The sequence below is a fragment of the Bradyrhizobium prioriisuperbiae genome (assembly GCF_032397745.1).
GTDB classification, from domain to species: domain Bacteria; phylum Pseudomonadota; class Alphaproteobacteria; order Rhizobiales; family Xanthobacteraceae; genus Bradyrhizobium_A; species Bradyrhizobium_A prioriisuperbiae.
Genome location: NZ_CP135921.1, coordinates 5,303,199 through 5,329,523, shown reverse-complemented (window position 1 = coordinate 5,329,523; position 26,325 = coordinate 5,303,199). Strand labels below are relative to the sequence as shown.

The window sequence follows — 26,325 nt, the reverse complement described above, 5'->3', positions numbered from 1 at the left end:
ATGGGCATTGTCATGCCTGCATCATTAACTGCCGCTCCCATGCCAGCGCATGGGAGACGATGGTGTCGATGTCATCATGGGCCGCAGTCCAGGACAATTCGCGCTGCATCGCGCGCGCGTCGGCAACGATAGCGGCAGGATCGCCCGGTCGACGCGGCCGCTCGGCGACGTGGAAGTCCACCCCGGACACGCGCTTCACCGCCGCAATCACCTCGCGAACCGAATAGCCGCGGCCATAGCCGCAATTCAGGGTCACGCTCTCGCGGCCGCCGCGCAAATACGTGAGCGCCGCAAGATGGGCCGCTGACAGATCGCTGACATGGATATAGTCGCGCACGCAGGTGCCATCCGGCGTGGGATAATCGGTGCCGAACATATCGAGATGATCACGCAATCCGAGCGCCGCCTGCACCGCAGCCTTGACGAGATGTGTCGCCATTCTGCTCGACTGCCCGATGCGGCCCTTCGGATCAGCACCTGCGACGTTGAAATAACGCAGAACCACATAGGAGAGCCCGGCGGCGGCGGCGATTTCGCGCAGCATCGTCTCGGTCATCAGCTTCGACGTGCCATAGGGGGACAACGGCGCGGGTCGCACGTCTTCGCCAACCGGCTGTTGCACCGGATTACCGTAGACCGCAGCAGTGGAGGAGAACACGACATGCTTCACCCCGCCCCGTACTGCGGCCTCGAACAGCGCCAGCGAACCCATCGTGTTGTTGCGGTAATATGCAGCGGGATCGGCAACGGATTCCGACACCACCGTGGACGCCGCGAAATGCATCACCGCGCTGACGCCGTGCTCGGCAATCAAGTCGGCGACGAGCGCGCCATCACCGACATCACCAACGACGAGCGGCGCTTCGGCGGGCACTGCGATGCGAAATCCGGTCGCAAGATTGTCAAGCACAACCACACGCTCGCCACGGTCGATCAGATCATGCACCACGTGGCTGCCGATATAACCGGCGCCGCCGGTGACCAGGACAGTCATTTCGGATTTCCTGCTATCAACGCGACAAGGCGACGTCCTTTGCCGGAGGCGCACCGAGCAACAGAGTTCATGACGCTTCGAACTTTTTCCATGCTACCGCAGTCCGGGTGACTTGCTCGTCACACGGCTTGCTCCCTGGTCGGAGCGGAGACGAAGCGCGCCACACATCGTGGCGCGCGATGAAGCCGCTTACGCGGCGGCGACCATATCTGCGTCGAGCAGCACGCGGACCTTGCGGCCGAGCATGTCGAGCAAGATTGCAACCCGGTCGTGGTCGGCCAGGCCGTTGAACAGGCCGGCATTGTCCATGAACGCCCCGGCCAACACCCGCACCTTGTCGCCCGGCGCGAAAGCCGGCTTCGTATCCACCTGGATGAAGCCCCTGGTGTCCTCGCGCGACTTCAGCGCGCGCACCACGCCTTCAGGCACGCTCGCCGGATCGTCGCCGCTGCTGACGAGGTGCGAGACGCCGAAGGTCGACTGGACGGCGCGCCAGCGCTGCGTCGCCACGTCGATGGCCACGAACAGGTAGCGCGGAAACAGCGGCTTGGCGGTGACATCCACCTTGCGGGCATGCCGCCGGCGCTTCAGATAGCGTGGCAGGTAAATCTCGAAGCCCTGGCGGATCAGATTCTGCGCGGCCCTGGCCTCACCATTGACCTGCGTCTGCACCACATACCAGCGCGCGCTCTCGCTCATGCCGCGCTCCCCGTCGCCGTTCCCGCATTGGCCGGCACGCGCAACCGCAGCAGCTCCGGTGCCAGCACCCGCTCGGGCCCGCAGACCGCAACTGCTGAATCGTAGGACTGGCTCGCACGGCTGACGTCGGTCACCACCACGGCATCGAACGGCGCCGTCACCTCGGCGTAGGAGTTGCGAAGGTCGACGCCCATGAATCGCGCCCCCTCGCCGCGCGGATCGACCACGGCCACGATCGTCACCGCCGCCTCGACCGCGCAGAGAATGGCGATTTCGGTGAGATCGGATTGGCCGGCCAGCACCAGGCGGCTGAAGCCCCGCGTCTTGGCCGCGTCGAACACCCGCGCGCAATCGCTCTTGGCGAGGCGGAAGAACGAGAACGAATCCGACAGGTACTGCACCGTGAGCCGGGATTTTTCCGCAAAGCCTTGCGGGGTCAGGTAGTAAGCATACCGGCGCGCCGGGGCATCGTGGACCTTGACCAGGCCCTTCTTGATGCAGCGCTTGAGGTAAGCGTTGACAAGACCGAGCGCGATGCCAAGCTCGGCCGCGATATGGCGCTGCGACCGCTCGCCGTCATGTTCGACGGAATTCAGCAGGCCGAGAACGATATGCTCGTTCTCATGCTCGGTTTCCAGCAGACGTTCCATCGTCAGTCCCTTGAGGTCCGGCGCCGGTCATAGCGTGTTCAACTCGTGAACGTCAAGGGCGGCGTTCAGGCCATGAACAATTGTAACATATTGTCATGGCACCATTTTTGAGGCCCAGCCCACGCGGTGACGCTAGGAAGTGCCGGGTACCCTCACCGCTGCGGCGGCACCATCACGGCCGAAATCCGCGTGGACACCCCCGGTCGGCCCCACAGCCTCGGCTGGACGTCAAAGTCCATGAGCACCGCGCCGGCGGCAAGACCCGCAACCATCTTCGACCAGACCAGGCAGGTCGCCTCGTCCGGAAGACAGATGGTGGCCCAGCCCTTGCGAAGGACCTCCTGCGCTGGAACTTGCCACTCGTATTTGGCGTCGTACGGGACGACGAACAGGGGATGATCGGGACTGTAGAAGCTCAGCGCCATGGCGAGCTTGTCGCCGCTGGCGGCTGCAAGCGGGGTTGTCGAAACCTTGCGCCATTGCCGCATCAACTCATGCGAGGCCAGCTTGTAATAATTGCGGCCCTCCTTGAACGGATGAGTGTTGCGGTAGAACGCGTGAATGGGCGCGCAAACGAGCGCGACGCAGGTTGCGAGCAGAATGACGGCCGCCAGCCTGTCGATGTCGATCCGGTCGACGGAAAACTTCGCCGCACAGACGGCCACCACGACAAACAGAAACAGCCCCTGCGCGGCCCATGTCGACGTAATCGAGCTTTTCAGCATGATCGTGACCAAGGGAGGCACGATAATGGTTGCAACCGCGATCGACAGCAGCAACAGCAATCCCGGATCCAGCTTCCGCAGGTCCGCCATGTAGGCTTCACGCTTCGACCTCGCAAGTGCTGCCCAAACCAGAAGCGGCAGCGCCAGCGTTGCCGCAACCCCCAGCCAAAAACCTCCGGCGGATTTCACGGAAGCCCACATCGCCTGGCCACCGTGCGCCGCGAGCGCATAGTCGAATGGACTGATTCCCGATATGGCATGCCAATGCGCATGCGGGGCGAGCAGCGCGACGCCGGCAATCGCTGAAATCCACGGCGCCATGGACGCAAAATAGGCCCGCCGCTGCGGATGGCAGACGGCCCCGATTACAAATCCTAAAATCAGGAATACCGAATAATATTTTCCCAGCATGGCAAGCGCGCCGGCAATACCGGCTGCCAGCGCCCAGCGGAACTGCCGCATCTCGAACGAGCGGAGAAAGCAATAGATCGTCAACGGCCAGAGCGCCAGCAGCATGGCGTTGGCATTGAAGCGCTGGGCCTGGAACTGATAGACTGGCAACAGCAACAAGAGCAGCACGATCAGCCCGCGCGTGTCGCCACGCACGAACCGGCGCACGATCAGATCGATTGCCCAGAGCCCGATCGCCGCGTTGGTCATCGCCAGCAGATGGAACGACCAATCCGCTACCGGAAAGACCGTGGTCCAGGCGCGGGCAATCCAGCCCATCAAGGGAGGATGCTTGATGCCGCCCCAGGCCGGCGATTGACCAAGGGTCCAGGCCTCGATCACGTCCGGATGCAGGTCACCGCTCAGATAGGCCAGTTGGAGGATCGCCATCCACAAGGCGACGAACACCGAGAGGAGCGCGGGAATCGCCCAGCCGTCCTCGATACCGTCAAGCCACGCATCGAAAGGCCGCCGCCAGGACCCGGCCGGGACGGAAACGACAGGCCGCATCATGGATGAGGCCGTCATCGGCAAACACGAGTGGCGCGACGCCCGGCCCGTTCCCTCGCGGCAATCATCGCTTGAAACGTCCAATCTAAGGGATCGCGCACGGCCTGCCGCGGACTAGCCCACCGAAATGCGACCGGACAACCCGGTCATCGCACCCAGACTGCGCTCCACCACGCGCCGCTGCGAACCATGCCAATCAATCAACAATGGGGAAAGACTAGCCGCTACGCCACCGTGCGGTCAATCGCGACCATCCGCCAAGCCCACGGGACGGGCACGACAGAGCCCTTTATTGTGTCCTGTGGACAAGCTATTTTCAGCCGGAGCATATCCCGATGACGGCGATTTTCCGTGTGCTGTCGAATGCTCGACCATGATTGTTCGCGCATGTCCTGATTGCAGGATCGCCCTTCTCGTCTCCTGCTCTTTTTTTGTAGCGGATGGCAGCCGCGCGCTGCGAAAGCTTGTTTGATGTCGATTGAACCTGCCGCAACGGCATTCCCGTCGAAGGCCCTTGCGAGCCTCGCCCTGGCGCTGGTGCTCCCGGTGGCGCTGGCTATCACCGTCTTCCCCACACCGCTGTACGACGTCCGCGAGTTGATCGCCTGGGGGCGGCATTTTCCGCCGGTCACACCGGCGCACCCACCGATGATGAGCTGGATCGGCGGCGCGGTGGACTGGCTGGCCGGCCCATCGGCCGCCGCGATGATCCTGGCGGGTCAGCTCCTGCTGACGGTGGGGCTGGCCTACCTCTATGCAATACTGCTGATGGTGACGGCACCGGGCAACGCTGCGCTGTTCACGGTGCTGTTCGGCACCTCACTGTACACTGTATTCGCACCGCTCTCGTTCGCGCTCAACGCCGATATCCTGCAGCTGACGTCATGGCCAGCGATCGTATTCCATTGCCTTTGTGCCGGCCGTACCGATCGCCTCGGTCACTGGATTGCGTTCGGCATCTGGTCTGCCGTCGGCGTGCTCACCAAATACAATGCTGCCGTGCTGTTCGTCGGCTTGGGCGTGGCCATGCTCGCCGTTCCCGCATTCCGGACCGTCTTGAAGCGGCCGGGCTTCTATCTGGCCGGCATCGTCGGCCTGATGCTGGTCGCCCCTCATGCCTTCGCTGCAATCCGCAATCGCGGCGCTGTCGCATGGGGCGTCGAACACTTCGATCTCGCAAGCACCTCTGGCGACAAGATCAACAGGCTGTACGAATACGCACTCGGCTATCTCATCTGTTTTGCGCCGGGTGTCGCGATCGTCCTCGCCGGACTCTGGAAGGGCGTTCTCGCCCTGCGGCGCGGCGAGCTTACCGCCTGGTCCGACGAATATCGCTTTCTGCTGGTGATGAACGCAACCATGCAGATCATGCTGCTGTTGCTGGTGCTGATCGCCGGGCTCAACTATGTCTGGCGATTCGATGCACCCTACGCCATGATGGCGGTGCCCGCGCTCGCCCCCCTGATCGCATGGAAGGAGGGCTGCCGCGCATGGTTCGAACGGCAGGTGACCACGACGATCGACGCGACATATCTCACGGCCGGGCTTGTCATCATGGTGCTGTACACGGTGTTCGCAAGCCACAGTGGCCTGCAGGAGCCGACGCCCGCCGCCGCCCATGCGATCCTCGCCGACTGGACCAGGACCTACGCCTGCGGGCCGGCCTACGTGCTGGGGGGCCGGCAGGCGGCCTATGGGGTCGGCATCGAAACCGGGCCAAACGTGACGGCGCTGAACTACCGGGATATCGCCGGCGCGCCATGGTTCGACGCATCCGCGTTGCGGGCTCGCGGCGCCATCGTGATCGACACGGTTCCGGAGATCGTCGAGCGCATGGCACGGGTCCTGCCTGACGCGGCAGGGATGTCCGACCAGAAAAGCCTCACACTGCCGCTGCGGCGCACCTACAAAGCCAAGAGCTACACCTACCTCTACCGCTTCGTTCCGCCGCAGGGCTGCAAGCCGTCATCCTGACTGTCGAAAAAGACCATATGGCATCGACCGCACCATCAGCCGACGACCAATTGCACGACAGACAGCCGAACGCCTCGATTGCATCGCGGCGCGAGGCTGGTCCGGCCCCCTTCTCGTCGTTGGCGCTGCTGGCGGTCCTTCTCGTCGGCCTCACGATCACACGCCTCGTCGGGCTGAGGTTCTCCGTCGTCGACCTGTTCTACGACGAAGCGCAGTACTGGATGTGGGGCCAAGACCTGGCGTTCGGCTATTATTCCAAGCCGCCATTGCTGGCCTGGCTGCTGGCGGCAACCCGGCAGGTCTGCGGCGACGCGGAATGGTGCATCCGCGCGCCGGCGCCGCTGTTCCATTGTGCGACCAGCCTCGCCGTCTATTTCACCGCGCGCGTGCTCTATGACGAGCGCACCGGGTTCTGGGCCAGCCTGCTCACGGCGCTGACCACCGGCATCACATTTTCGTCGCGTATTATTTCAACAGACGTGCCGCTGCTGTTCTTCTGGACAATGGCGCTACTCGCCTATGCCTACCTCCTGGTCGCGCCACGCAAGCGCTGGGCGGTGGTGCTCGGCCTGTCGATCGGACTCGGCCTGCTGTCGAAATACGCCATGATCTATTTCATACCCGGCATGCTGCTCGCCGCCCTCGCCAACCGCCGCGCCCGGGAGATCTTCAGGGAGCCCCATGTCTGGGCCGGCCTGCTGGTCGGCACGATCGTGGTGTTGCCCAACATCATCTGGAACATTGGCAATTCGTTCATGACGTTCCGACACACCGGAGACTTGGTGCTCGGCGAGGAATTTCGCCCAAGCATCGGGCGCATGCTCGAATTTTTCGGCGCGCAGTTCGGCGTATTCGGCCCCATCGTCTTCGGCGTGATGATCTTCGCGACCGTGAAATGGCGCTCGCGCGAGCTGATTACCCAGGATCGACTGATGATCGCGTTCTTCATCGTGCCGGTCGTGCTCATCACCCTCATCGCCATCGGCGTCCACGCCTATCCGAATTGGGCGTCGGTCTCGGCGACCTCAGGGCTGATCCTGACAGCGGCGCTGCTGCTGCGCATCGGCCGTCGCGGATTGCTCTATGGAAGCCTCGCTCTTGGCATCGTGCTGCAGACCGCCCTGCTCGCGATGGACAGCATGGCGACACGCATTGCGCTTCCCTTCCTGAAGACCCCCAATCCCTACAATCGCACCCTGGGATGGCGCGCGTACGCGGAGCGCGTCGGGCAACTCGCCGAAGAAACCGGTACGCCGACTATCGCCAACGATTATCGCGGCGATATCGCAGCGCTGCGCTACTACTGGCGCGGCAGGCCGCAAAACATCCTGTCATGGGGAACGAGCGACAGCCCGCAATTCGACGTCGTCCACCCGCTGACGCCACAAGCGACGGAGCCAATCCTGTTCGTGACATCCTGTCCGGACCGGGATCGCGTGCAGCCGTTCTATGGGAGCGTCGAATACCTTGGACAGTTCACGACGCCGGTGGGCACGACCGGCCGCCGCGGCTTCTTTGCCTACAAGCTCAGCCAAAACCGCGGCGAGGTCGGGATCTTGCCGGAATGCCGCTGGTGACAAGCAACTGCTTGCGCCACGCCCGCACGCCATCGTATCCACCTGAAGACATCGCGGAATCTCTGAATTGTTTTCAAGCAGACCCGCGCATCCGTGCCGGCACCAGCCGCCGGCTGAGATTGTTAATCGCCTCGATCAGGCCCGCAGGCGCCTCGATCATGACACTGCGCAGAATGCTCCAGACGCAAAGGCTGCCAACGACCATCAGCATCCCGTACTGGACCAGGATGGCAGCGGGCGTCTTCACCGCGATCGTCGAGCAGGCAAAGCCCGCGACCCGCACCACCAGAATTCCCACCAAGAGACTCGATATCGCAAAATTCCGGCTTTGCCGCGTCGTGCGCGGCATGCCCAGAAACGCAAACGCCATCAGCGCGAAGATCACCGGATAGAGCGGCGCGAAAATGCGATTGTGAAACTCCGCACGGAATTCGCCGGGGGATTTGACGTAGAGCGGATCGTCCGGCGGCGGCGAAAACAGATCGGGCGTCAGCCGCTCGGTGACGTTGTAGGTGACGTTCTGTGCCGCGCCCGCAAACTGCGACATGTCGAATGCATAGCTTTTGAAGGCGACCAGCGCGGGATCGCGCTTGCCGGCCTCGAACCGCTGCAGATTGCCATCCTGCAGAATGATGAAGGAGCCACGCTCATTCTTGATCACCGTGCCGGTGTCCGCGACGATGTTGACCCGCTGCGCGGGGTCGCGCTTGTCGTCGATGAACAATCCGACCAGCACGCCGCCCGGCCGCCGCTCCTGGATGCGCAGGGTCAGCTGCCCCAGCTTGATGAATTGCCCGGGCTGGATCACGTTCGCGAGCACGTCGGCGCCGAGCTGGGCGTTCCATCGCCGCAGCATGCGCAAACATTCGGGCGCAACGTAGAGCGTAATGGTCGCCACCAGGACGCAGACGATCACGGTCGCCTGCAGAAACGGCCGCAGGAACCGCACCGGGGGCATCCCCGCCGCACTGATCACGATGATCTCGGAATCGGTCGCCAGCCGGTTCAGCGCATACATGACCGCCACCAGCAGCGCGATCGGGGCGATGATGGAGACGAGCAGCGGAATGATCAGGCCCGAGATCCCTAAGAACACCAGGATGGTCTGCCCCTGGCCGGTCATCAGGTCGATATTACGCAGTGCCTGCGTGATCCAGATCACGCCGGTGAGCGAGATCAGGACGATCAGGAACGACATCAAGGTCATCTTGACGACATAGCCGTCGATCGAGCTGATCCGCAAAAGACGTCCTTTCCGGCCAACGACCGAGATGGCTACTGTATTGATGCCTCAGCCGGGAATCAATTGACGATACGCGGCGAGAACAAGGCCGGCGCTGCGGTCCCAGTCGAATTGCCGCGCCTGCGCGACCCTGGCAACGCGCAGCGCTGGATCGTCATGATCGCAACCAGCGATCGCCTCGCGCAGGGCATCGCTCCAGCCGTCGACATCCAGGGCAGCCACCCGTTGGCCGAATCCGCCCGAGATTTCATCCATCGATGTATCCGCACTATGTGCCACTGCCGTCCCGCAAGCCAGCGCTTCGACCACCGGCATGCCGAACCCCTCGTAAAGCGATGGCATCAGCATCAGTCGTGCGCCCTCATAGAGGCTGCGGAGCTGTGGGTTGTTTACCCCTTCCAGAAAGCGCAACGTAGCATCGGCGCGCAGCGACTCTGCCTGCGCTGGAAGATCGAGGCTGCCCCATCCCTTGCCGCCAGCCACAACCAACGGGCAGTTCGACCGCACGGCGGGTGAAAGCCGCGCGTACGCCGCGATCAATGTACGAATGTTTTTGCGCGGCTCGAGCGTGCCGACAGTCAAGAAGAAACTACCATATTTCAGATCAAACGGAGCGAGGTCACGCTGTGTCGCGCCTTGCCCGATCGGCCTGTACAGTGCAGCTGCGGCCGGCGGTGCGACGAAAATCTGGTCGGCTGGGGTGCCAAACACCCCGATGATCTCCTGCTTGCTGAATTCCGAAATGGTCTGCACCATGGGCGCGCGGGCGACGATCCTACTAAGCGGCGCAAGCCAAGCCACGCGATCTGCCGGATGGAACTCAGGGTGGCGAAACGTCGACAGATCGTACACCACGGGCAACACCGGCACACCGGGATCCGCAGGGGGGCGAAAATTGAAGGCATGGAACAGGTCGAGCTGCTGCGGGCGAAGCGAAAACTCGAAGCTGCGGCGATAGACCGCTCTGTACAGAACCCCGATCTGCCGGAAGTACGACAATCGTCGCACTCCCTGAGCTGCCAAACGCACGATGTGATCGGGCAGGCGCTCACTCGGGATCGCCGAGACGTGCCGACCATTGTCCTCATCGCGCGCTTTCGTCGCCCCTTTCATCGAGGCCAGATTGACTTCACGCCACCCTAGCCTGTCAAAACCCACATAGCGAAACGATGGCCCATGCTCCAGGAGAGAACGCACGATCCAGAAGGTATAGTTCGCTATTCCTGTCATCGGGCCGCGCAAAATGCCAGATTCCAGCCCTATGGTCGGTCGCGTCGACAAAGCACTCATCGATCAGCATGGCCTAGTCAAAACAAAATTCGCGCAGACCGAAGCCTCTAACACGGAGCCCGCCACACCGCTATGCCTTGCTAGACCATTTGCGGCGAATTTATGCGAAACGCTCTTGCCGGAACTCCTTACCAATGGCGTTCCGCAAAATCGCAGCAACCGCTTTGCATCTGGCCGAACCCTCGCTCCGTCTATATACCGGCAGGCGTACAATGACCAACCAGTTGGCAAGCAAGAACAGATTAACCAGCAAAGAAGAAGGACTATGAGAAGCCTCACCATCGACGGTTTTGTTCTGCGATTTCCTCGAACCGGGATCGTGAACTACGCTTATAATATTATTGCAGGATTGATCAAAGACCCCTCCTTTGACATTACCGTCCTTCTTCAGGATTTGAATTTCACCCATCCTGAGCTTGCGAATTTTGCCAAGTCTCTGCGATACCAACTCGTGGAAACAAACGAGTTCGATCAATTAATTTACAAGATCCGGCGCTTAACCGTCGACAAAGGATTGTCTGTCGACTTACCGCTGCCGCGCATGATCAACAGAGCAACAAAATCATGCGACATCTATCATTGTACCGACTGGTACAACTATGCATCGCGGCACGCTAAGAAAAACGTTATTACGTGCTTCGATCTCACCACGACACTTTTTCCGGACTATCACGAGCGAACAAACATCGTCAAAGAGGCACGCAAAGCGAATTCGTTCCGTAAATTCGACATCGTGGTCGCGATCTCGGAGTCGACCAAGCGCGACCTCGTCGAAAATTTCGGGATCTCGGCAGACAAGGTCAAAGTTTCGCACCTCGGCGTCGATTCGGTCTACGAGCATCCGAACATCGTCGAACGCGACGAATTTTTAGACCGATATAAGATTGGCACCGGCAAGCGCTATATCCTGAGCGTCTCGACCATCGAACCGCGAAAAAATATTGTCGGCATTCTGCAATCATATCGACGTTTTTGTGAGCGCAATCCCAACCGTGACGATGTCATGCTGGTGCTTTCCGGTCCCATGGGCTGGCGAAATGACGGCCTGAAGATCTTCCTTGATGAGTACCCTTACAGGGATCGAATTGTCTTCACCGGATATGTGCAACTCTCGGATATGCCGTCACTCTATCGCCATGCTGAATGCTTCATGTACCTGTCGTTCTACGAGGGCTTCGGTATCCCCATCCTAGAGGCCATGAAATCATCTTGCCCGGTTATCTGTTCCAACACCTCATCGATGCCCGAAGTTATTGGCGACAGCGGCGAGTTGGTCGCCCCCGACTCGACGGATCAAGCAGCCGAAGCTCTTGAGCGTGTCCTCAATAATCCGGCTCATGCCAATGGATTGCGAGCCTCAGGACTGAGGCGCAGCAAGATGTTTTCATGGGACAAGCACATTGACGACCTGACAGAAATCTACAAGGAGGTATGATCCGCCGCATCAGCGGAGCTCCCAGGGCGCCAGCGACACCGTGCGAGGCTCGACATCTAAAACAGTCCTGTATTGCAGGGCAGGAGTAGGTTCGTGGCATCCAGATGAAAGCAGGGGATTAAAGAAGGGATCCTCCTCAGCCAGGACCGCCGCATGTTTCTGCGCGAGAAGGCCGGCACTTGCCGTGTCGGCAGGCCGGAAATGCCGTGGGATCGGATCGTGCCGGCGCACAACAGCCCGAGCGTCCAACAAAACACGTAGCCCAACAGCACGGAGCCGAAAGCTGAGATCGATATCGCTGGCATCATTGGACAGGTTTTCATCAAAACCGCCCAATTCAAGAAAGACTCTCCTGCAGATCATTATGCAGGCGGACGAGACCGCAGACACCTCCCGCACACCGACCAACCACTGCAGATAGCCCGGATTGACGCTCCCGTCGTCCTGGCGGTACGGCGTGAAGCGAGACACGTGCCCACATATACCCATCAGACCCACAACCATGCCGGCATGGCTCACGCGGCCGTCGGGATATATCGACAGCGGCGCAACAGCACCAACCTCATTGCGCAAGCAGGCTTCGGCGAGACGCGGCAACCAGTCCGGCAAGGCTGGCATCACATCGCCGTTCAGTACGGTGAAAAGATTGCAATCCTGCGGAGCTTGGCGGGCGGCCGCATTGAACATGACACATGCACTTGTGTCGCGAGGGAAATGCAGCACCTGATATCGAGGGTTCAGACTGTCGATCTGGGTTGACAATTCCGCATCGCCATTCACGATGATCAACTTATATCTGTCGGCTTCCGTGCTTGCCTCGATAGCCTCAATGCGACGCGCCAGCGACGGCACCCCGCCGTATGAAGTAACAATAATTGCTGCCTTCCACGGCGAATTGGCTGGATATCGAACATCGAAGCCATGGCGATCACAAGCGTGCAGGACTGGCCCTCTGCATATTTTTCCGAGATAGACGCCAACATCTGCAGCGCTGGGCAGGTTAGCGCCGATCGCCGCGCTGGACCGTCTATTCAAAACCGATGGAATATGGCTGATGCTATGAGCCCGAGCGACTAGTCGCAGCAGTACGGATCCTGTCAGGGCAACGGTCTCAGGGCACGACGCCTGCGCGAGTATGGCGTCGTGCACCGCTATGACCCCTCCCAGATCGGGAAATTGCATAAACGCGTCATGCGAGAATAAACCACGAGCCCGCAAACGCAGATCGTCTGCAGCGGTCACTTCCTCGACTTCATCTCCGAACACGATATCAGCCTGCGACCTCTCCACGGCCTTAGCAAGACACGACAGAGCGGAGGGCTCCAAGCTGGCCCCTGGAGCAACGAGCGCGACATGGCGGGGACCGATGCGGGACTGCCAGACCGCCCCTTTCCTCACCGTCAGCGGACACGCGTCCAGAAGCAAACGCTGATTCAAAAACCACTCGCGAACCGATGCAGGCTCGGGCGCCCCTTTATCTGCCAGACGCTGGGCCAGGTCCGTAGCGAGGACATCTTGCCGCTCCTCCAGCCGTTGCAGTTGCTGTCGGATGTCGGACGCATCCTGTGGCGGCTGGAGCGCTGGACGGCGGGCAGGCAGAATTCCAAGCAGCTTTCGACGAACCGCTATCACCTTTCTCAGCCCGGCCCCAACGGCATCCTGCTGCCCAGCTAAACGACGCAGTTGCAACCGCACGTCATTGAGGCTTCTTGTCAGGCCGAAAAAGCGCAACATGAGGTTAAGATGCCGTCCGCCCGAAAATCGATAGAAACGAACGGCCTGCGTTATGCTGGGATGAGGCACGAGCTGTTTTCCCTCCGACGAAAGGCACAAGGAGGTCAAAATCGAAAGCTTGCTCTCCCCGCTGCGGCGCCGCCCCAACCAGAGTTGCAGGCCGCCAGCATCAGCATCCCGGCCGAGCACAGCCTGATAGGCCGCTCGGATGAATTTCTCTCCGTCCAGCGCAAGAAGTTGGTCGAGAGAAAATTGCTTGGCGGCAAGGAATTCGGCCACTGCGAGGTCTGTTTTCGGCTTCCGTTCGAAGGCCGACGACGCCGCAAAGCTGCGGCCATGACAATCGGCGATCAATGCTGCCAGCTTGGCGACATTGGCGTCCCACGTAAATCCGTCCGCGAAGCTTCTCGCGTTCCTCGAAAGTGTTTCTCTTAACTCCCGATCGCCGACCAAACTATCAATGGCTGCCAGCATATCATCCGGTGTTTGCACCAGCATCCCGGTTTTCTCGTTAGCAACAACCTCCGGGTGGGGTCCGATATCATAGGCGACGACGGGGGTGCCTTGGTATTGCGCCTCGACCAAAGCGAGATTGAAACCCTCCCATCTGGAAAGATTGATCAGGATATCCGCAGCCGCATAGGCAACCCCCATCTCCTCCCTGGGATGGCCGGCCAACAAGATTACCTCGTAGGAATCAAGCTTGCTGAGTTCTTCTTTGGCGATCTTGCCGAGAAGAGCAATCTTCACGCCGCGGCATCGCCGCCTTATTTTTGGGATAAGGGAGAGGAGTTCGGCAAAATTCTTGTAGGGTTGTTCGTCATCAGCGAACTGCATCCGTCCAACCCAGAGGATCAGACACTCGTCGTCTGCAACCCCTATCGAGCGCCGAAAAGCACCCACCTGCTCGCTGGATGCCCGCTCGTAGTGATCTCCGCCGAGGTAGACGACCGATGAGAACAGTTTCGCTCGAGCCGGAAGCCACTCATGAATGGATCTGGATATCGAGACGATCGCATCTGACCAGCCCAGTTCACTGTAGATGTTGGTGAAACGATGATCCGTCATCCGCTCCAGGTGCCGGGCCGTGTCCGCATCGAAGAATGATCCCGGCGGCGTTCCGTATTCCACAATAATCGCTGGAGCGCGCAGGTAGGAAAGCCAGTCGTAAAAAGGTGGAGTGTGCAAGATCCACAGATCGATCTTCCTGGCGTGCAGTTCGTCGAGTATCTTGTTGATCGACAATTCCGACGAGTAATCATGCACGTCAACGATCTTGGATATCGTCACCAGGTCATAGTTCGCAGCATGAGTCCGCTCATCTGCGCTAATGACGAACACCGAAACCTGATGACCAAGTTTCGCCAGTCTGGATGCTTGCTCGTGAACGACAAGATCGACGCCAAAGCCGAGCTTCATCCTTTCCGTAAGCATCCCGATCTTCACTGGATTTTCCCTCTCTCTCTCTCTCTGGGCTGCCGATCACGCGGCACCGCTATAAGCCCTTTGGCCGCACGTTCGGGAGCCCTCTCATCGGGACACGTCGAGCCGCGGACTTCAGATATGCAGTTGATCTCTAACCGACTATTTCATGGTTGAACGAATATGATGAACGAGTGGATTGATGTCTCCGACCATACCGTGCTCGCTAATATACTTCCGGGAACTGAACAATGGCGAGGGGTCACGGCCTTCACGATATCCAACCATCAAATAGTGCAATATCGGATCAGGAATCTCATGAAGCGCATCCTGATTGTATTTGATGTAGTGAAGAAGATCAAACTGGCCGCTTCCAAGCACGAGCCTATAATCCTCGAGCAATTGCGCCTGCCCTCGGATGAAAAGAATACGGCACAAGCGCCTGCCGAGCGTCGTACGCCAGAGCAAGCGCTCGAGCCAATGAACGCGAATCGGCGGCGCCGCGGCCAGTGCCACGTGCAGTGCTCGGCAGACCATTCGCTGCTCAGCGAGGCTGTTGTTGAGCGTTTGCGTCTCCGAATTCCGGTCAACCAGCAAATTGTTGAGAGAGACGAGCTGAGCGTCTCGCTCCACGATCATCTTGTGCAGAACTTCGTTTTCGGCCTTGATATCCCGAAAGAACGCTTGAGGATTGGCCGATTGATCCGACTCGTCCGAGCTCGCGCCTCCAGACAGCCTGGGCCCTTCGTCGATGAGGGCTTCCGTACCCGCGACTAGGCGCAAACCCAGCGCATTTTGCGGCGGCAACGCTTTTGAAATGATGCATATGGAATTGTGGAATTGAACGGAGTGAATTTCTGACAACAGCGCCTCCGCATCGTTAGGAAGAATGCCGGGAAAGCGACGATCGATCGGCTCACGCCTCTTTTCCCCGTTGCCCCAATGCTCGTGATTGACGACATCAACCAACATTTTGAGAAACGAGATTGAGGACACATCTCGATACAAGCCGCCTCCCCAGTTCTGCCAGTAGCTACAGTGCAAGTCCTCAACAACGAAGATCCCACCCGGCTTCAGCAAGGGAAAATAATTCAGGAACGCACGAATGATATCCCCGGAAACATGCGACCCGTCGTCGATGATGATGTCGAATTCCGCACAAATGCAGGCGATTGCGCGCTTCGTCGATGCTTCGTTGCAATCGCCGGTCACGACGTCGATCCGCTCTCCATAGCGCAATAATGCACATCTCTGCTCGATATCGCATCCGACGATATGCTCGAAGTTGGCGAAATATTTAGCGTAAATCTCGAGACTGCCTCCGTTTTGGATGCCAATCTCGAGCAGGGAAATCTTGCGGTCGCGATAAGGTCGGAACGCATGGTCGTAGAGCGATAAGTAGCTGGACCACTTGTCGCTTAACTTTCCGCGGTGCGCCTCAAATATACTGAGAAGATTGCCTTCTTCCGACATGTCGCAAGGATACCTTCAGAATTGGCGTCGGACGTTGCCCGATCGCGGTACAGACTGACAGTTCGGAGATCAGATCGCGGCGGCCAGATTATGTCGCATCAGCCATTGTCGGACCGCGCCCCGGGACCAGCAATCACGCGAAACACTCAAAACGAAAGCCCGGCTCCCGGCGACGTCGGAGATACCCTCCCGCTCACGTAGCCGGTTAGAGGGGCAACGCCAGAACCCATATTCCATTCTTGTGACATTCTGCATGTTCCGCCATAAATTACACGCGCTTGCCAGCTTGCCAAGAGATGTCTAGGGTGCGCACAACTATAGGATATACGAAGCGTTATGTTCTACCGATACGAACCTTCCTGGGCCCCCCGTGCTCCATCTCAGATCGGCATCAGGCGCCCACTAAATTGAAAGAGCAGACAAGAGGGATGTCTGGCGTCGGAGCAGTCGACGAGGAAGCCCTGATTCGTGCGTCGGGGCTGTTCGACGAACATTGGTATCTTGAAAAATACAGGGATGTTGCTGCCGCCAAGTGCGATCCATTGCAACATTATCTCGCCCATGGCGTTATTGAGGGCCGGAATCCCAACAGGTTTTTCGATACAAACTGGTACCTGATGGAGTACCCGGAGGTCGAAGCGAGCGGAACCAATCCGCTCGTCCACTATGTTCGACATGGGGTCGAACTGAGCTATGATCCGCACCCTCATTTTTCGACCTCATCGTACCTGCAGGCGAACCCGTCGATCGCGGCCTCCCGCATAAATCCACTGAGTCATTTTTTGCGCCAGGCTCCGTCAACACATCAGAGCTCCTCTCCCTATCAGGTTTTTCTCGCGAAAATGCAGCGCGAAGGCGAGCGAGAACTCTCGGAGCTGCTTCAGCATCTTCAGGTCATGACCTTCCGCCCGCTCTTCATCATATGGATCGATGGCTCGAGAGCCGATGGCAGCGCTGCGGCTCAGAGCTGCGCCAATCAGATCTATCCCGATCATCTCGTGGCCTACTCTGCTGCGGAAGTCCTGCAGTTGTTGGCCGGGTCGGAACCGGTGTCCACCTATATGATATGGATGCAGCCGGAAGATCGCTTGAACGATAAAGCCCTATACGCCTGCGCCGCAGCACTGAATGCACAGCCGGACCTGGACCTGATTTATTTTGACGAGGACGTCTGGGACGAAACAGGTCGACATAGCCCATTCCATAAGCCGGATTGGAGCCCGGATTATCTAGAGTCGATGAACTATATCGGCAATGCCGCCTGTTATCGTCTCTCGAAAGCTGGCGATCTGCTGAGCGACATCGAGAACCCGTACGATTTTCTGCTGCGCTTCGCAGAGCGAACGCCTCGGATACTTCATGTGCGAGAAGTGCTGCTGCATCGCACGACCACGTCGTGCGAACCGATCTCCATCGAGCAGATTCACGCGGACACGAGAGCCATCTCGGGCCGATTGCATCGCACCGGCCGACGGGGCGCCGTGACGGCGAGTGTTACCGGACACGGCTGCTATGACGTATTGCTCCAACCGCGCGTCAAGCCGCTGGTCTCCATTATCATTCCGACCGCTGGTCGCGTTGTCGAGATTAAGAACCGAAAGGTCGATCTGATTGTGCAATGTATTGACACGACCCTGGCGCGATCCACCTACACGAACCTGGAATTCGTCGTCATCGATAACGGCGATTTTGATCGTGAGCGCCTCGGTCATGTCAAGGCGGCCCCTCTCAAGTTCGCGACTTACGATCTGCCGGAGGTCAACATCGCGAAGAAGCTCAACATCGGAGCTTCGCTGGCGTCCGGCGAGATTTTCCTGATCCTCAACGACGATGTCGAGCCGCTCGCAGCCGACTGGATCGAGCGCATGCTTAGCCATTTCGAGAAGCCGCACGTAGGCGTCGTCGGCGCCAAGCTGCTTTACCCGGACAAGACCATTCAGCATGTAGGAGTGGTGTCCAATCGCGGGCAACCCGAACATGTTCGTCGTGGCGCCAGCCGCGAAGACAAGGGCTATTTCTTCAGCACCTGCGGCGTCCGGAATTATCTGGCCGTCACGGGCGCGGTCGCGATGACCCCGGCGAAACTATACCGGCAGGTTGGTGGCTATTCCGAGAATCTCCCGATCGACTATAACGACATCGACTATTGTCTCAAGCTTTTCGAGAACGGCTACTACGCCGTTTATGAGCCGAAAGCCGAGCTCACCCATTACGAGTCCATTTCAATCGTAAAGCCGCCCCGCCCTCACGACGCCGCATACTTCGCGTTGCGGTGGGCCATCATCGACCGTGATCCGTTTTACAATGAAGAATGCCTCACGATTCACCCTCCGACTTTCGATTTAAGCTACAATCAGAGGGCGATCTGATCGATGACTGTGATCGGAAGATCCGCTGAACGGCTGGCCGTCTTCTATCTCGCCCGAGGCGCCGATGTGGACTCCGTCGCGAAATTCCGCCGCTTTCGCGATTCTTATCGCCGCTTCAGCGCGGGCTGCGATCATGACCTGCTGATCATCTTCAAGGGATTCAAGAACGTCGAGGAGCTGAATGAAGCACGAGCCGTCTTCGCGCCGGTTGATCATGGTGAAATTTATACAAGCGACGACAGCTTCGACCTCGGCGCGTATTTCGATGCGGCCAGCCGGACGCAGCACGAGAATGTTTGCTTTCTCAATACGAGCAGTGAATTCAACAGCCATGACTGGCTGCTGAAGCTGGTCGTGAACCACGTTTTGCCCGGCGTGGGAATGGTTGGCGCCACCGGTTCATTCGAAGCCCCGAAATACTCGGCCGAGGATACCTTTCCCAATCCTCACCTACGTTCCAACGCCTTCCTGCTCCGAAGGGAACTGTTTCTTACGATGCATCCAGGCCAGCGGATGACCTCGAAGATGGCCGTCTGGCTGTTCGAGCACGGGCCTGCCAGCCTTTCCCGGCGAATCCATGCCTTGGGCCTCGCAGCTTTGGTAGTCGGCAAGAACGGACGCGGGTACCGGACGCCATGGTGGCCCGCCAGCGAGACGTTCCGCCAGGGCACGCAAAGTAATCTGCTTGTTCATGACAACCAGACCCGCGGTTTTGAACGAGCACCGATGGCCGAAAAGCGCACCCTGTTCCGCCTGGCTTGGGGAAGAGGCAGCGTCCTGTATCATTTCAACAAATCCGACGGCCCTCTCGCTGGAGCATGATCCGAAACCACGGGCAGAGATCGTCGGGAAAATGCTCAGGACGGCAAGCCGAAGATTCACGCTGTCCGAGGCGCGCCCGCGACAACGGTGAAGATCGCGTCAGGCGCCGCCCCGGTCGCGGAGCGCGAGCATCAGGCCATTACCTTGATCTCGGGTACGGCTGTCACGAACTTGCCTCCCCATCCCCTGACGGTACTCAACTGCTTCATGACCTCATCGGCGATATTCCACGGAAGGATAATGACGAAATCGGGTCGTCGGCTTTCGATCTCAGACGGCTGCAGGATCGGCAGGTGGCTGCCGGGCAAAAACTTGCCGATCTTGGACGCGGCCGCGTCGCAGACAAACGGCAGAAGGTCCGGTCGGACACCTGCATAATTTAACAGCGTATTGCCCTTGGCCGCCGCTCCATAGGCAGCCACCGTCTTGCCGGCCCGCTTCTGCTCGATCAGGAACGAAACGAAATCATCCTTCAGACGATCGACCCGACGCTGGAAGGATCGGTATGTCGTCACATTGCGAATTCCAAAGCGATCTTCACAGTCGAGCAGTTCTCGGGTTCGCAACGTCACCTCGCGCGGATCATCGCTGTGACAACCATAGACCCGCAAGCTTCCCCCGTGAGTGCTCAATTCCTCGACGTCGAAAACCCTGAGTCCGTGGCTTGCAAAAATACCGTTCACCGCCGCCAAGGATAGATACGAAAAATGCTCGTGGTAAATGGTGTCGAACTGGCACAGCTCCATCAACCGCATCAGGTGCGGAAATTCGAGCGTGATCGTTCCATACGGCTTCAGCGCGATGCGAAGACCGGAGGTGAAGTCGTTGATATCGGGTACATGCGCATAGACATTGTTGCCGCAGATGAGATCGGCGGCCTTTCCTTCACGGACCAGCGCATCCGCCGTTTCGGCGCCGAAGAATTTCCGGTGAACCGGGATACCGAGCTCCTCCGCCACGCGCGCAGTACTTTCGGTCGGCTCGATGCCCAGACAGGGAATTCCGGCAGCCACAAAATTCTTGAGCAGATAGCCGTCGTTCGAGGCCACCTCGATCACGAAGCTCCGCCGGTCTAGCTTCAGCTGCGAGGTGATGGCAGTCGTGTAATTTTTCGCGTGCTCGAGCCAGCTTTTGGACGTCGAGGAGAAATAGGCATAGTCCTTTGAAAACAGCTCTCCCGCGTCCGCATAGTCCTCGGTCTGAACCAGCCAGCAGTTGGTGCACACATTGACTCGAAGAGGATATGACGTCTCCGGCGATCTCAGATCTGCGGGCGCAAGATAGGAGTTGGACGGCGGAGCATATCCCAGATCGGCAACGCCTTCGCTGACCGCCGTCCCACAATGCCGGCATACGAGATTCTTGAACATATTCAGCGCTCCAATCAGCACCGGGTCCAGGTCGAACCTTTTGCCCGTCCGGACGCGATATAATCTTCCAGTTGTTTCACGCTCAGAACGGTTCGATCCTCTGACCAGGCGCAATACCATTCCGCGGTCTTCTCGACCGCAGTCTCAAATGTCCAGACCGGCCACCACTCGAGAACCGAATTGGCCTTGCTGCAGTCTAGCTGCAGCAGCTTCGCCTCGTGGGGATGATCGCCAGCGCGAACTTCCCAGCTCAATTTCGGCCAGCTCAATCTCAGAGTAGTTAGCACTTCCTCGACGGTCCTGTTCCCGTCGCGCCCGGGCCCGAAATTCCAGGCCTCCGCGAACTGCCGCTGCCCGGACAGGAGCCGAGAGCCGAGCAGCAGGTAGCCGGAAAGACATTCCAGAACATGCTGCCAAGGCCGGGTGGAGCGTGGCGAGCGGATTTCCAGCACGCCATCATTCTCCATCGCGCGACTGAGATCGGGAATAAGCCTGTCTTCCGACCAGTCGCCGCCCCCGATGACGTTGCCGGCACGCGCGCTCGCGATCAGCGGCCCCCGCTCCGAGAAGAATGATTGACGAAAGCTGTCGACGACCAACTCGGCGCCGGCTTTCGACGCGCTATAGGGATCATAGCCTCCCAGCCGGTCGCTTTCCTGATAGGCATAGTCGGCTTCGATATTCGCGTAGCATTTATCCGTGGTCACGACGACGACGGCCTTCAGGCATTCAGTGAAGCGACATGCGTTCAGCAAGTTTGCCGTACCCACGACGTTCGTGTGCCAGGTTTCGGTCGGTTCGCGATAGGATCTTCGCACCAGCGGCTGCGCCGCCAGATGAAATATGATCTCTGGCTTCGCCTCTCCGATGGCGGCCATCACCCGCTGCGGATCCCGGATATCGAGAAAAACCGAGTCGATGTTCGTCCCAAGCAGCGTCCAGTGGTTCGGCTGCGTGTTCGGCACCAGGGAAAGTCCTGTAACCTCGGCACCGAGTTGCTGCAGCCACAGGACGAGCCAGCTGCCTTTGAAGCCGGAATGGCCCGTGACGAGGACCCGTCGGCCTTTGTAAATATCTCCAAACATTCTTACCAATTTTTCCAGGGCGCCGAACCAGTCGACCAGAGTTCCTCAAGGTGCTTCTTGTCACGTAGGGTGTCCATAGGTTGCCAGAACCCGTCATGGAACCAGGCACCGAGCTGATTCTCCCGCGCCAATCGCTCCATGGGTTCACGCTCCCAGGTCGTGTCGTCTCCAGCAATGTAGTCGATCACGTCGGGCGAAAGAACAAAGAAGCCACCGTTCACCCATCCGCCATCGCCCTCCGGCTTTTCGAGGAAGTTTGTGACACGGCTGCCATCAAGGCCGAGCGCGCCGAACCGGCCGGGCGGGCGCGTCGCGGTCAGCGTGGCGAGCCGGCCCTGCGAGCGGTGGAAGCCGATCAGTCCGGTGATGTCGATGTCGCCCACACCGTCGCCGTACGTGAAGCAGAACTCTTCGTTCCCATTCCCCAGGTGCTGCCGGACACGCCTCAGGCGACCGCCCGTCATGCTCTGCTCACCGGTGTCGATCAGAGTGACCCGCCACGGTTCCGCAAATTTCTGAAGGACCTGCATCTCATTGTGCTGCATGTCAAAAGTGACATCCGACATGTGCAGGAAGTAATTGGCGAAGTACTCTTTGATGACATACCCCTTGTAGCCGCAGCATATCACGAAGTCGTTTATTCCGTGGCTCGAGTAGATCTTCATGATGTGCCAAAGAATAGGCCGGCCGCCGATTTCAATCATCGGCTTGGGCCGCACCCCAGTCTCCTCGCTGAATCGCGTGCCGAGGCCACCAGCCAAAATCACAGCCTTCATCGTCTTTCTCCAGCGACTCTCGGATGGCTCATCAAAGGCAAAAAGTTCGCGTTATGCGGTACATAGCGCCCTGCAATGCGTAATGAAAGTTGTATTTTTGACCACTTTTCGCCCACGTATCAAGGCGCGCGGCGTTATACGATGGCTTTGGATTTCCACCAATCCACAGCGTCACTGAGGCCCTGGTCCAGCGTCCGAGCCGGCCGAAAGCCGACTTCGCCGGAGAGCCGATCGACATTCGCGACCAAGCGGGATGGATCGCCTTTCCGGGAGGCAATGTCACCGAAGCGAACCAGATCGGGCCGTCCGCAGATCTCGCCGAGCTTGAGAATAATGTCCCGAACCGCAACTGGCAGGCCCGAGGCGAGATTGACCGGTCCCTCCACCTGCGAGTCCAGCAGCTCGGCGAAGCCTCTCCCGACATCCCTGCAGTCGAGCCAGTCACGAACCTGCTCGCCGCTGGTCGTCCGCGTGGCCCGGCCCGCGAGCAAATCTGCGATGACCGCTGGAACCAAGCGCTCCGGTCGCTCCCGCTGCCCGTATGACATAAACAAAACTCCCCAAGCCTGTGAGATGCCAGCCTGCAGCGCGAAAGCCTCCTGCACTCTCCGCGTACAATCCTTCACGTGGCCGTAAAGAGTTGCAGGCCCTCGCGGATGATCTTCAGAAATGAAGAGCGGGCTGGTGTCCTGCCAGTCATATTCAGCGCACGTACCGGCACTGACGATGCGCTGTCCGCCCGCTTCATGAAAGGCACGAATAAGTCGAAGCGTGAGGGCGCCCCAATCCAGGTTGTCGCTTGCAGTCCAGAAACCGGGTCCCACGTTCCATGCAAGATGCAGCAGATGACTCGGCCTCGTTGCATCCAGCAACTCGACCATCCGGTTGGAGCTCAAGAGATCCACTTCATGCCAGCAGACCCCGTCGAGCGGAAGTGCCCGCCGCGACAGCGCGTGGACTTCAAATCCACGCTCCTTGAGCTCGGTTATTGCGGCAAGCCCGAAAAAACCGGACGCCCCTGTGACCAGAACCTTCTTCATGACACGTAGTCGGGCAAGCTCGCGTCCCGCTCTGAAATGAGAGCTGGATGCATCGGCCACTCGATCTGAAACGCCGGATCGTTCCAGCGGACCCCTCTCGCCAACTCAGGCACGTAGCGTTCGCCCATATGATAAAAGACCTCGCAATCGTCTTCGAGGGTCAGGAAGCCGTGAGCACATCCTTCGGGGATATAGACCGCATTCCGTCGATTTGCATCCAGCTCAACTCCAACCCACTTGCGGTGCGTCGGAGCGTCCGCACGAAGATCGACGACAACGTCGAAAACCCGACCTTTCGTACAGCGGACCAGTTTTATTTCAGGATGAGGCATGTCCTGATAATGCATCCCTCTCAACGTCCCCTTTTTTGCATTCCAGGAGGAATTGCATTGCGGGAATTGTGAAACCAGCCCGTGCTGGCTGAAGGTATCTGCGCAAAAAGTACGGGCAAACAGCCCTCTCTCGTCTTGAGACGAGGTCACTTCGACGATCCAGACGCCAGGAATATTCGTCGCCGAGAATTTCATGTCACGCTTTACCTCATCGGTCTCTGAGGGGAGAAGCCAGCCTTCGCAGCGGGGACGTAATTTTCCATGATCTGCTGTTGACGAGACTCTGGACATGATCTCGCAAGGCTTTGTTCTCGGCCTGAAGCGCGGTAACGGCCTCTTCCAGGCTTCTTCGCTTCGCCGCTTCTTGCTGCAAATCAGTTTCGGTTGCTTCCAAGACCTTCCGAACCCGTTCCAGCGCCTCGCATTGCTCTGACAAGCGAGCGGCCGCTTCTCGCTCTTGGACGCACACCTGTTCCAGCGCCTCGTATCGCTCCGACAAGCGAGCGGCTGTTTCTCGCTCTTGGACGCACACCTGTTCCAGCGCCTCGTATCGCTCCGACAAGCGAGCGGCCGTTTCTCGCTCTTGGACGCACACCTGTTCCAGCTTTCCATTGGTCTCAGAAAGCTCCGCCTGGAGCCGTACGACGTCGGCCCTCTTCTCTTCTCTGACGCGACGAAGCTCTCGACGTAAAGCGATCATGTCTAGTTCCGCGCCTTGCGAATGTTGCAGCAACTTGCGGGCATCGGGGTCCGAACTTTCATCATGACTTCTTTTTTCCGCTTCCACGCGTACCAACGCTTCGGAAGCCGTCCGGGAGTGAGCCTCTCTTGCTTGTTCGATAGTCACGATCGCCGGCAAAATCGGCTTCAACGTTTGGTAGAGGTAGGACCAGTCTTCAATCATCCGAGGAAACACCGGGAAAATAAGTGGAGTTCCGGCTTCGGCAGCGCGATGCACCAACCGATGAAAACCCATCGCCAGCAATCGCGCTTGATCCAGAGGATTGAGTGAATAAATCACACCGCCGGGCGTGTGCCCAAAGACCTCCCACGTCGCATCGAGCCGATCAGCCATCCAGGGGTTACCTTGATGGATTGCGCGATGCTCGATGATGCTTCGGCTCGACGCGGCTTCGACGAGATCCCGCATCGGAACAATTATTGCGTCAAAAACGAAGCGCCCGCTTTGAAGAATTTGCTCTATGTATTCGCCGGCCCACGGCGACTTCAAAACATAAGGTAACTCGGCGTCCGGATGGACCAGCAAAAGATGCTCCAATCCAGCGTTAGCGTTTTCGTCCCACGGTGCGGACTTCTGGTCTAGCTGAAAGCCGGTGTCCAGGCCCAGAGCAGTCAGATACTTCACGAGAAAGCTGGTTCCAGCTCGACCGGTCCCTGCGATCAGAACGTGGCGGCGGGCGGAGCCCCCATTTTCGATTTTGTCAGGCTTGTTGAACATTGACCCTTGAATTCCAAAAATCTATGGAGCCTAGTTTAGGAGTGTCGTCCCAAGCGTGACACCCACAATAGCTCCGCTCGGTTGACACTATACATGCCCCTATTCGACCTGGGTGTCGCGACGCCTCGAGATTTTACGATGCCACCGTTGCACGGAAGCTCTCGATCACATCTGCAATCTTTCCAAACGCTTGCACCTGGCCTTGTTGCAACCACACGCCTTTGTTGCACCACCTGCGGCAAATCTCGAGATTATGCGATGCCAGCACCAGGACGCTGGCCTTGCGGACGAACGAATCGATCCTCGCCTGCGCTTTGACCATGAAACTCGCATCGCCGGCTAAAATCCACTCATCCATCAGCAAGATTTCCGGCTCGAAGCAGGTCGCCACGGCGAAAGTCAGCCGCAGCACCATGCCCGACGAATAAGTCCGCACAGGCATGTCAAGATAGTCGCCCAGTTCCGTGAATTCGGCGATATCGGGCAGCAGCCTCTCGATCTCACGCGACGACAGTCCGAGCAACCGGCCACGCATCTGGATGTTGTCATAGCCGCTGAGGTCGGTATCGATGCCCAGTCCGATGTCGAACATCGGCGAAATGCGACCATGGATCGCTATCGTACCGGCAACCGGTTCGTAGATGCCGGCCATCACGCGCAGGAGTGTGGTCTTGCCCGCCCCGTTCGATCCGATCAGCGCCAATCTGTCGCCAATGTCGAGCGAGAATGATACTTCGCGCAACGCGTCGATCGTGATCCGGTCACTGGCATCACGGGCGATGCGTCCCGCGGAACTGCGCGACAATAGGCTTTTCTTCAGCGAGCGGCTCCCGCCCTGATAGACCGGAAAAGATACGCTAACGTTATCGAGAGTAAGTACGGATTGCGGCATCGAC

Annotated in this window: 20 protein-coding genes; 5 read left to right on the top strand and 15 right to left on the bottom strand. The window is 59.0% G+C overall.

Going from position 1 to position 26,325, the window contains the following annotated elements; translation table 11 throughout:
• Nucleotides 1-10: 10 nt before the first annotated feature.
• From galE to RS897_RS25130, 4 genes are all read right to left on the bottom strand, one after another.
• Nucleotides 11-994, bottom strand: a complete 984-nt coding sequence (gene galE / locus RS897_RS25145) for a UDP-glucose 4-epimerase GalE (RefSeq protein WP_315831420.1) — start codon at nt 992-994, stop codon at nt 11-13.
• Between the two features lie 189 nt (nt 995-1,183).
• The gene (gene nusG, locus RS897_RS25140; protein WP_315831419.1) at nt 1,184-1,693 is read right to left on the bottom strand and encodes a transcription termination/antitermination protein NusG; all 510 of its coding nucleotides are present in this window, start codon (nt 1,691-1,693) and stop codon (nt 1,184-1,186) included.
• The gene (locus RS897_RS25135; RefSeq protein WP_315831418.1) at nt 1,690-2,343 is read right to left on the bottom strand and encodes a winged helix-turn-helix transcriptional regulator; all 654 of its coding nucleotides are present in this window, start codon (nt 2,341-2,343) and stop codon (nt 1,690-1,692) included. The genes nusG and RS897_RS25135 overlap by 4 nt, the downstream gene beginning before the upstream one ends.
• A 152-nt stretch (nt 2,344-2,495) precedes the next feature.
• Nucleotides 2,496-4,031: a glycosyltransferase family 39 protein gene (locus RS897_RS25130; protein ID WP_315831417.1), complete on the bottom strand. Its 1,536-nt coding sequence runs from the start codon at nt 4,029-4,031 to the stop codon at nt 2,496-2,498.
• Between the two features lie 468 nt (nt 4,032-4,499).
• Here RS897_RS25130 and RS897_RS25125 point away from each other — a divergent pair, with 468 nt between their 5' ends.
• Both RS897_RS25125 and RS897_RS25120 read left to right on the top strand, forming a co-directional pair.
• The gene (locus RS897_RS25125) at nt 4,500-6,002 is read left to right on the top strand and encodes a glycosyltransferase family 39 protein (protein WP_315831416.1); all 1,503 of its coding nucleotides are present in this window, start codon (nt 4,500-4,502) and stop codon (nt 6,000-6,002) included.
• 17 nt (nt 6,003-6,019) lie between these two features.
• A complete protein-coding gene (locus RS897_RS25120; RefSeq protein WP_315831415.1) occupies nt 6,020-7,579 on the top strand; it encodes an ArnT family glycosyltransferase in 1,560 nt (519 codons plus the stop codon).
• Nucleotides 7,580-7,652: 73 nt separating this feature from the next.
• Here RS897_RS25120 and lptF read toward each other — a convergent pair whose 3' ends face one another.
• Both lptF and RS897_RS25110 read right to left on the bottom strand, forming a co-directional pair.
• On the bottom strand, nt 7,653-8,816 hold the full coding sequence (gene lptF, locus RS897_RS25115) for an LPS export ABC transporter permease LptF (RefSeq protein WP_315838740.1): 1,164 nt from the start codon (nt 8,814-8,816) through the stop codon (nt 7,653-7,655).
• 54 nt (nt 8,817-8,870) lie between these two features.
• Complete coding sequence (locus RS897_RS25110; protein ID WP_315831414.1) at nt 8,871-10,052, bottom strand: glycosyltransferase family 4 protein; 1,182 nt, start codon at nt 10,050-10,052, stop codon at nt 8,871-8,873.
• Nucleotides 10,053-10,065: 13 nt separating this feature from the next.
• Here RS897_RS25110 and RS897_RS25105 point away from each other — a divergent pair, with 13 nt between their 5' ends.
• Nucleotides 10,066-11,547 (top strand): glycosyltransferase family 4 protein, encoded by a 1,482-nt coding sequence (locus RS897_RS25105; RefSeq protein WP_315831413.1) that lies wholly within the window; start codon nt 10,066-10,068, stop codon nt 11,545-11,547.
• A 9-nt stretch (nt 11,548-11,556) separates the two neighbouring features.
• On the opposite strand, the gene RS897_RS25100 is transcribed toward RS897_RS25105, so the two are convergent.
• Both RS897_RS25100 and RS897_RS25095 read right to left on the bottom strand, forming a co-directional pair.
• Nucleotides 11,557-14,727, bottom strand: coding sequence for a glycosyltransferase (locus tag RS897_RS25100; protein WP_315831412.1), 3,171 nt, complete (start codon nt 14,725-14,727; stop codon nt 11,557-11,559).
• Between the two features lie 138 nt (nt 14,728-14,865).
• Nucleotides 14,866-16,176: a class I SAM-dependent methyltransferase gene (locus RS897_RS25095; RefSeq protein WP_315831411.1), complete on the bottom strand. Its 1,311-nt coding sequence runs from the start codon at nt 16,174-16,176 to the stop codon at nt 14,866-14,868.
• A gap of 428 nt (nt 16,177-16,604) precedes the next feature.
• Between RS897_RS25095 and RS897_RS25090 the strand changes: the two genes are divergently transcribed.
• Nucleotides 16,605-18,545 carry a glycosyltransferase family 2 protein gene (locus RS897_RS25090; RefSeq protein WP_315831410.1) on the top strand — a complete coding sequence of 647 codons (1,941 nt, stop codon included), beginning with the start codon at nt 16,605-16,607 and terminating at the stop codon, nt 18,543-18,545.
• A 3-nt stretch (nt 18,546-18,548) separates the two neighbouring features.
• Complete coding sequence (locus tag RS897_RS25085) at nt 18,549-19,367, top strand: hypothetical protein (RefSeq protein WP_315831409.1); 819 nt, start codon at nt 18,549-18,551, stop codon at nt 19,365-19,367.
• Between the two features lie 131 nt (nt 19,368-19,498).
• Here RS897_RS25085 and RS897_RS25080 read toward each other — a convergent pair whose 3' ends face one another.
• The 7 genes from RS897_RS25080 to RS897_RS25050 form a co-directional block, all read right to left on the bottom strand.
• Nucleotides 19,499-20,737 carry a methyltransferase domain-containing protein gene (locus tag RS897_RS25080; protein ID WP_315831408.1) on the bottom strand — a complete coding sequence of 413 codons (1,239 nt, stop codon included), beginning with the start codon at nt 20,735-20,737 and terminating at the stop codon, nt 19,499-19,501.
• A 14-nt stretch (nt 20,738-20,751) separates the two neighbouring features.
• Nucleotides 20,752-21,822: a CDP-glucose 4,6-dehydratase gene (gene rfbG / locus RS897_RS25075; protein ID WP_315831407.1), complete on the bottom strand. Its 1,071-nt coding sequence runs from the start codon at nt 21,820-21,822 to the stop codon at nt 20,752-20,754.
• A 2-nt stretch (nt 21,823-21,824) separates the two neighbouring features.
• Nucleotides 21,825-22,598 carry a glucose-1-phosphate cytidylyltransferase gene (gene rfbF / locus RS897_RS25070; protein WP_315831406.1) on the bottom strand — a complete coding sequence of 258 codons (774 nt, stop codon included), beginning with the start codon at nt 22,596-22,598 and terminating at the stop codon, nt 21,825-21,827.
• A gap of 134 nt (nt 22,599-22,732) precedes the next feature.
• Nucleotides 22,733-23,638 carry an NAD-dependent epimerase/dehydratase family protein gene (locus RS897_RS25065; RefSeq protein ID WP_315831405.1) on the bottom strand — a complete coding sequence of 302 codons (906 nt, stop codon included), beginning with the start codon at nt 23,636-23,638 and terminating at the stop codon, nt 22,733-22,735.
• Nucleotides 23,635-24,165 carry a dTDP-4-dehydrorhamnose 3,5-epimerase gene (rfbC, locus tag RS897_RS25060; protein WP_315831404.1) on the bottom strand — a complete coding sequence of 177 codons (531 nt, stop codon included), beginning with the start codon at nt 24,163-24,165 and terminating at the stop codon, nt 23,635-23,637. The genes RS897_RS25065 and rfbC overlap by 4 nt, the downstream gene beginning before the upstream one ends.
• A gap of 13 nt (nt 24,166-24,178) precedes the next feature.
• Nucleotides 24,179-25,429 carry a hypothetical protein gene (locus RS897_RS25055; RefSeq protein WP_315831403.1) on the bottom strand — a complete coding sequence of 417 codons (1,251 nt, stop codon included), beginning with the start codon at nt 25,427-25,429 and terminating at the stop codon, nt 24,179-24,181.
• Nucleotides 25,430-25,562: 133 nt separating this feature from the next.
• The gene (locus RS897_RS25050) at nt 25,563-26,321 is read right to left on the bottom strand and encodes an ABC transporter ATP-binding protein (protein WP_315831402.1); all 759 of its coding nucleotides are present in this window, start codon (nt 26,319-26,321) and stop codon (nt 25,563-25,565) included.
• Nucleotides 26,322-26,325 lie beyond the last annotated feature (4 nt).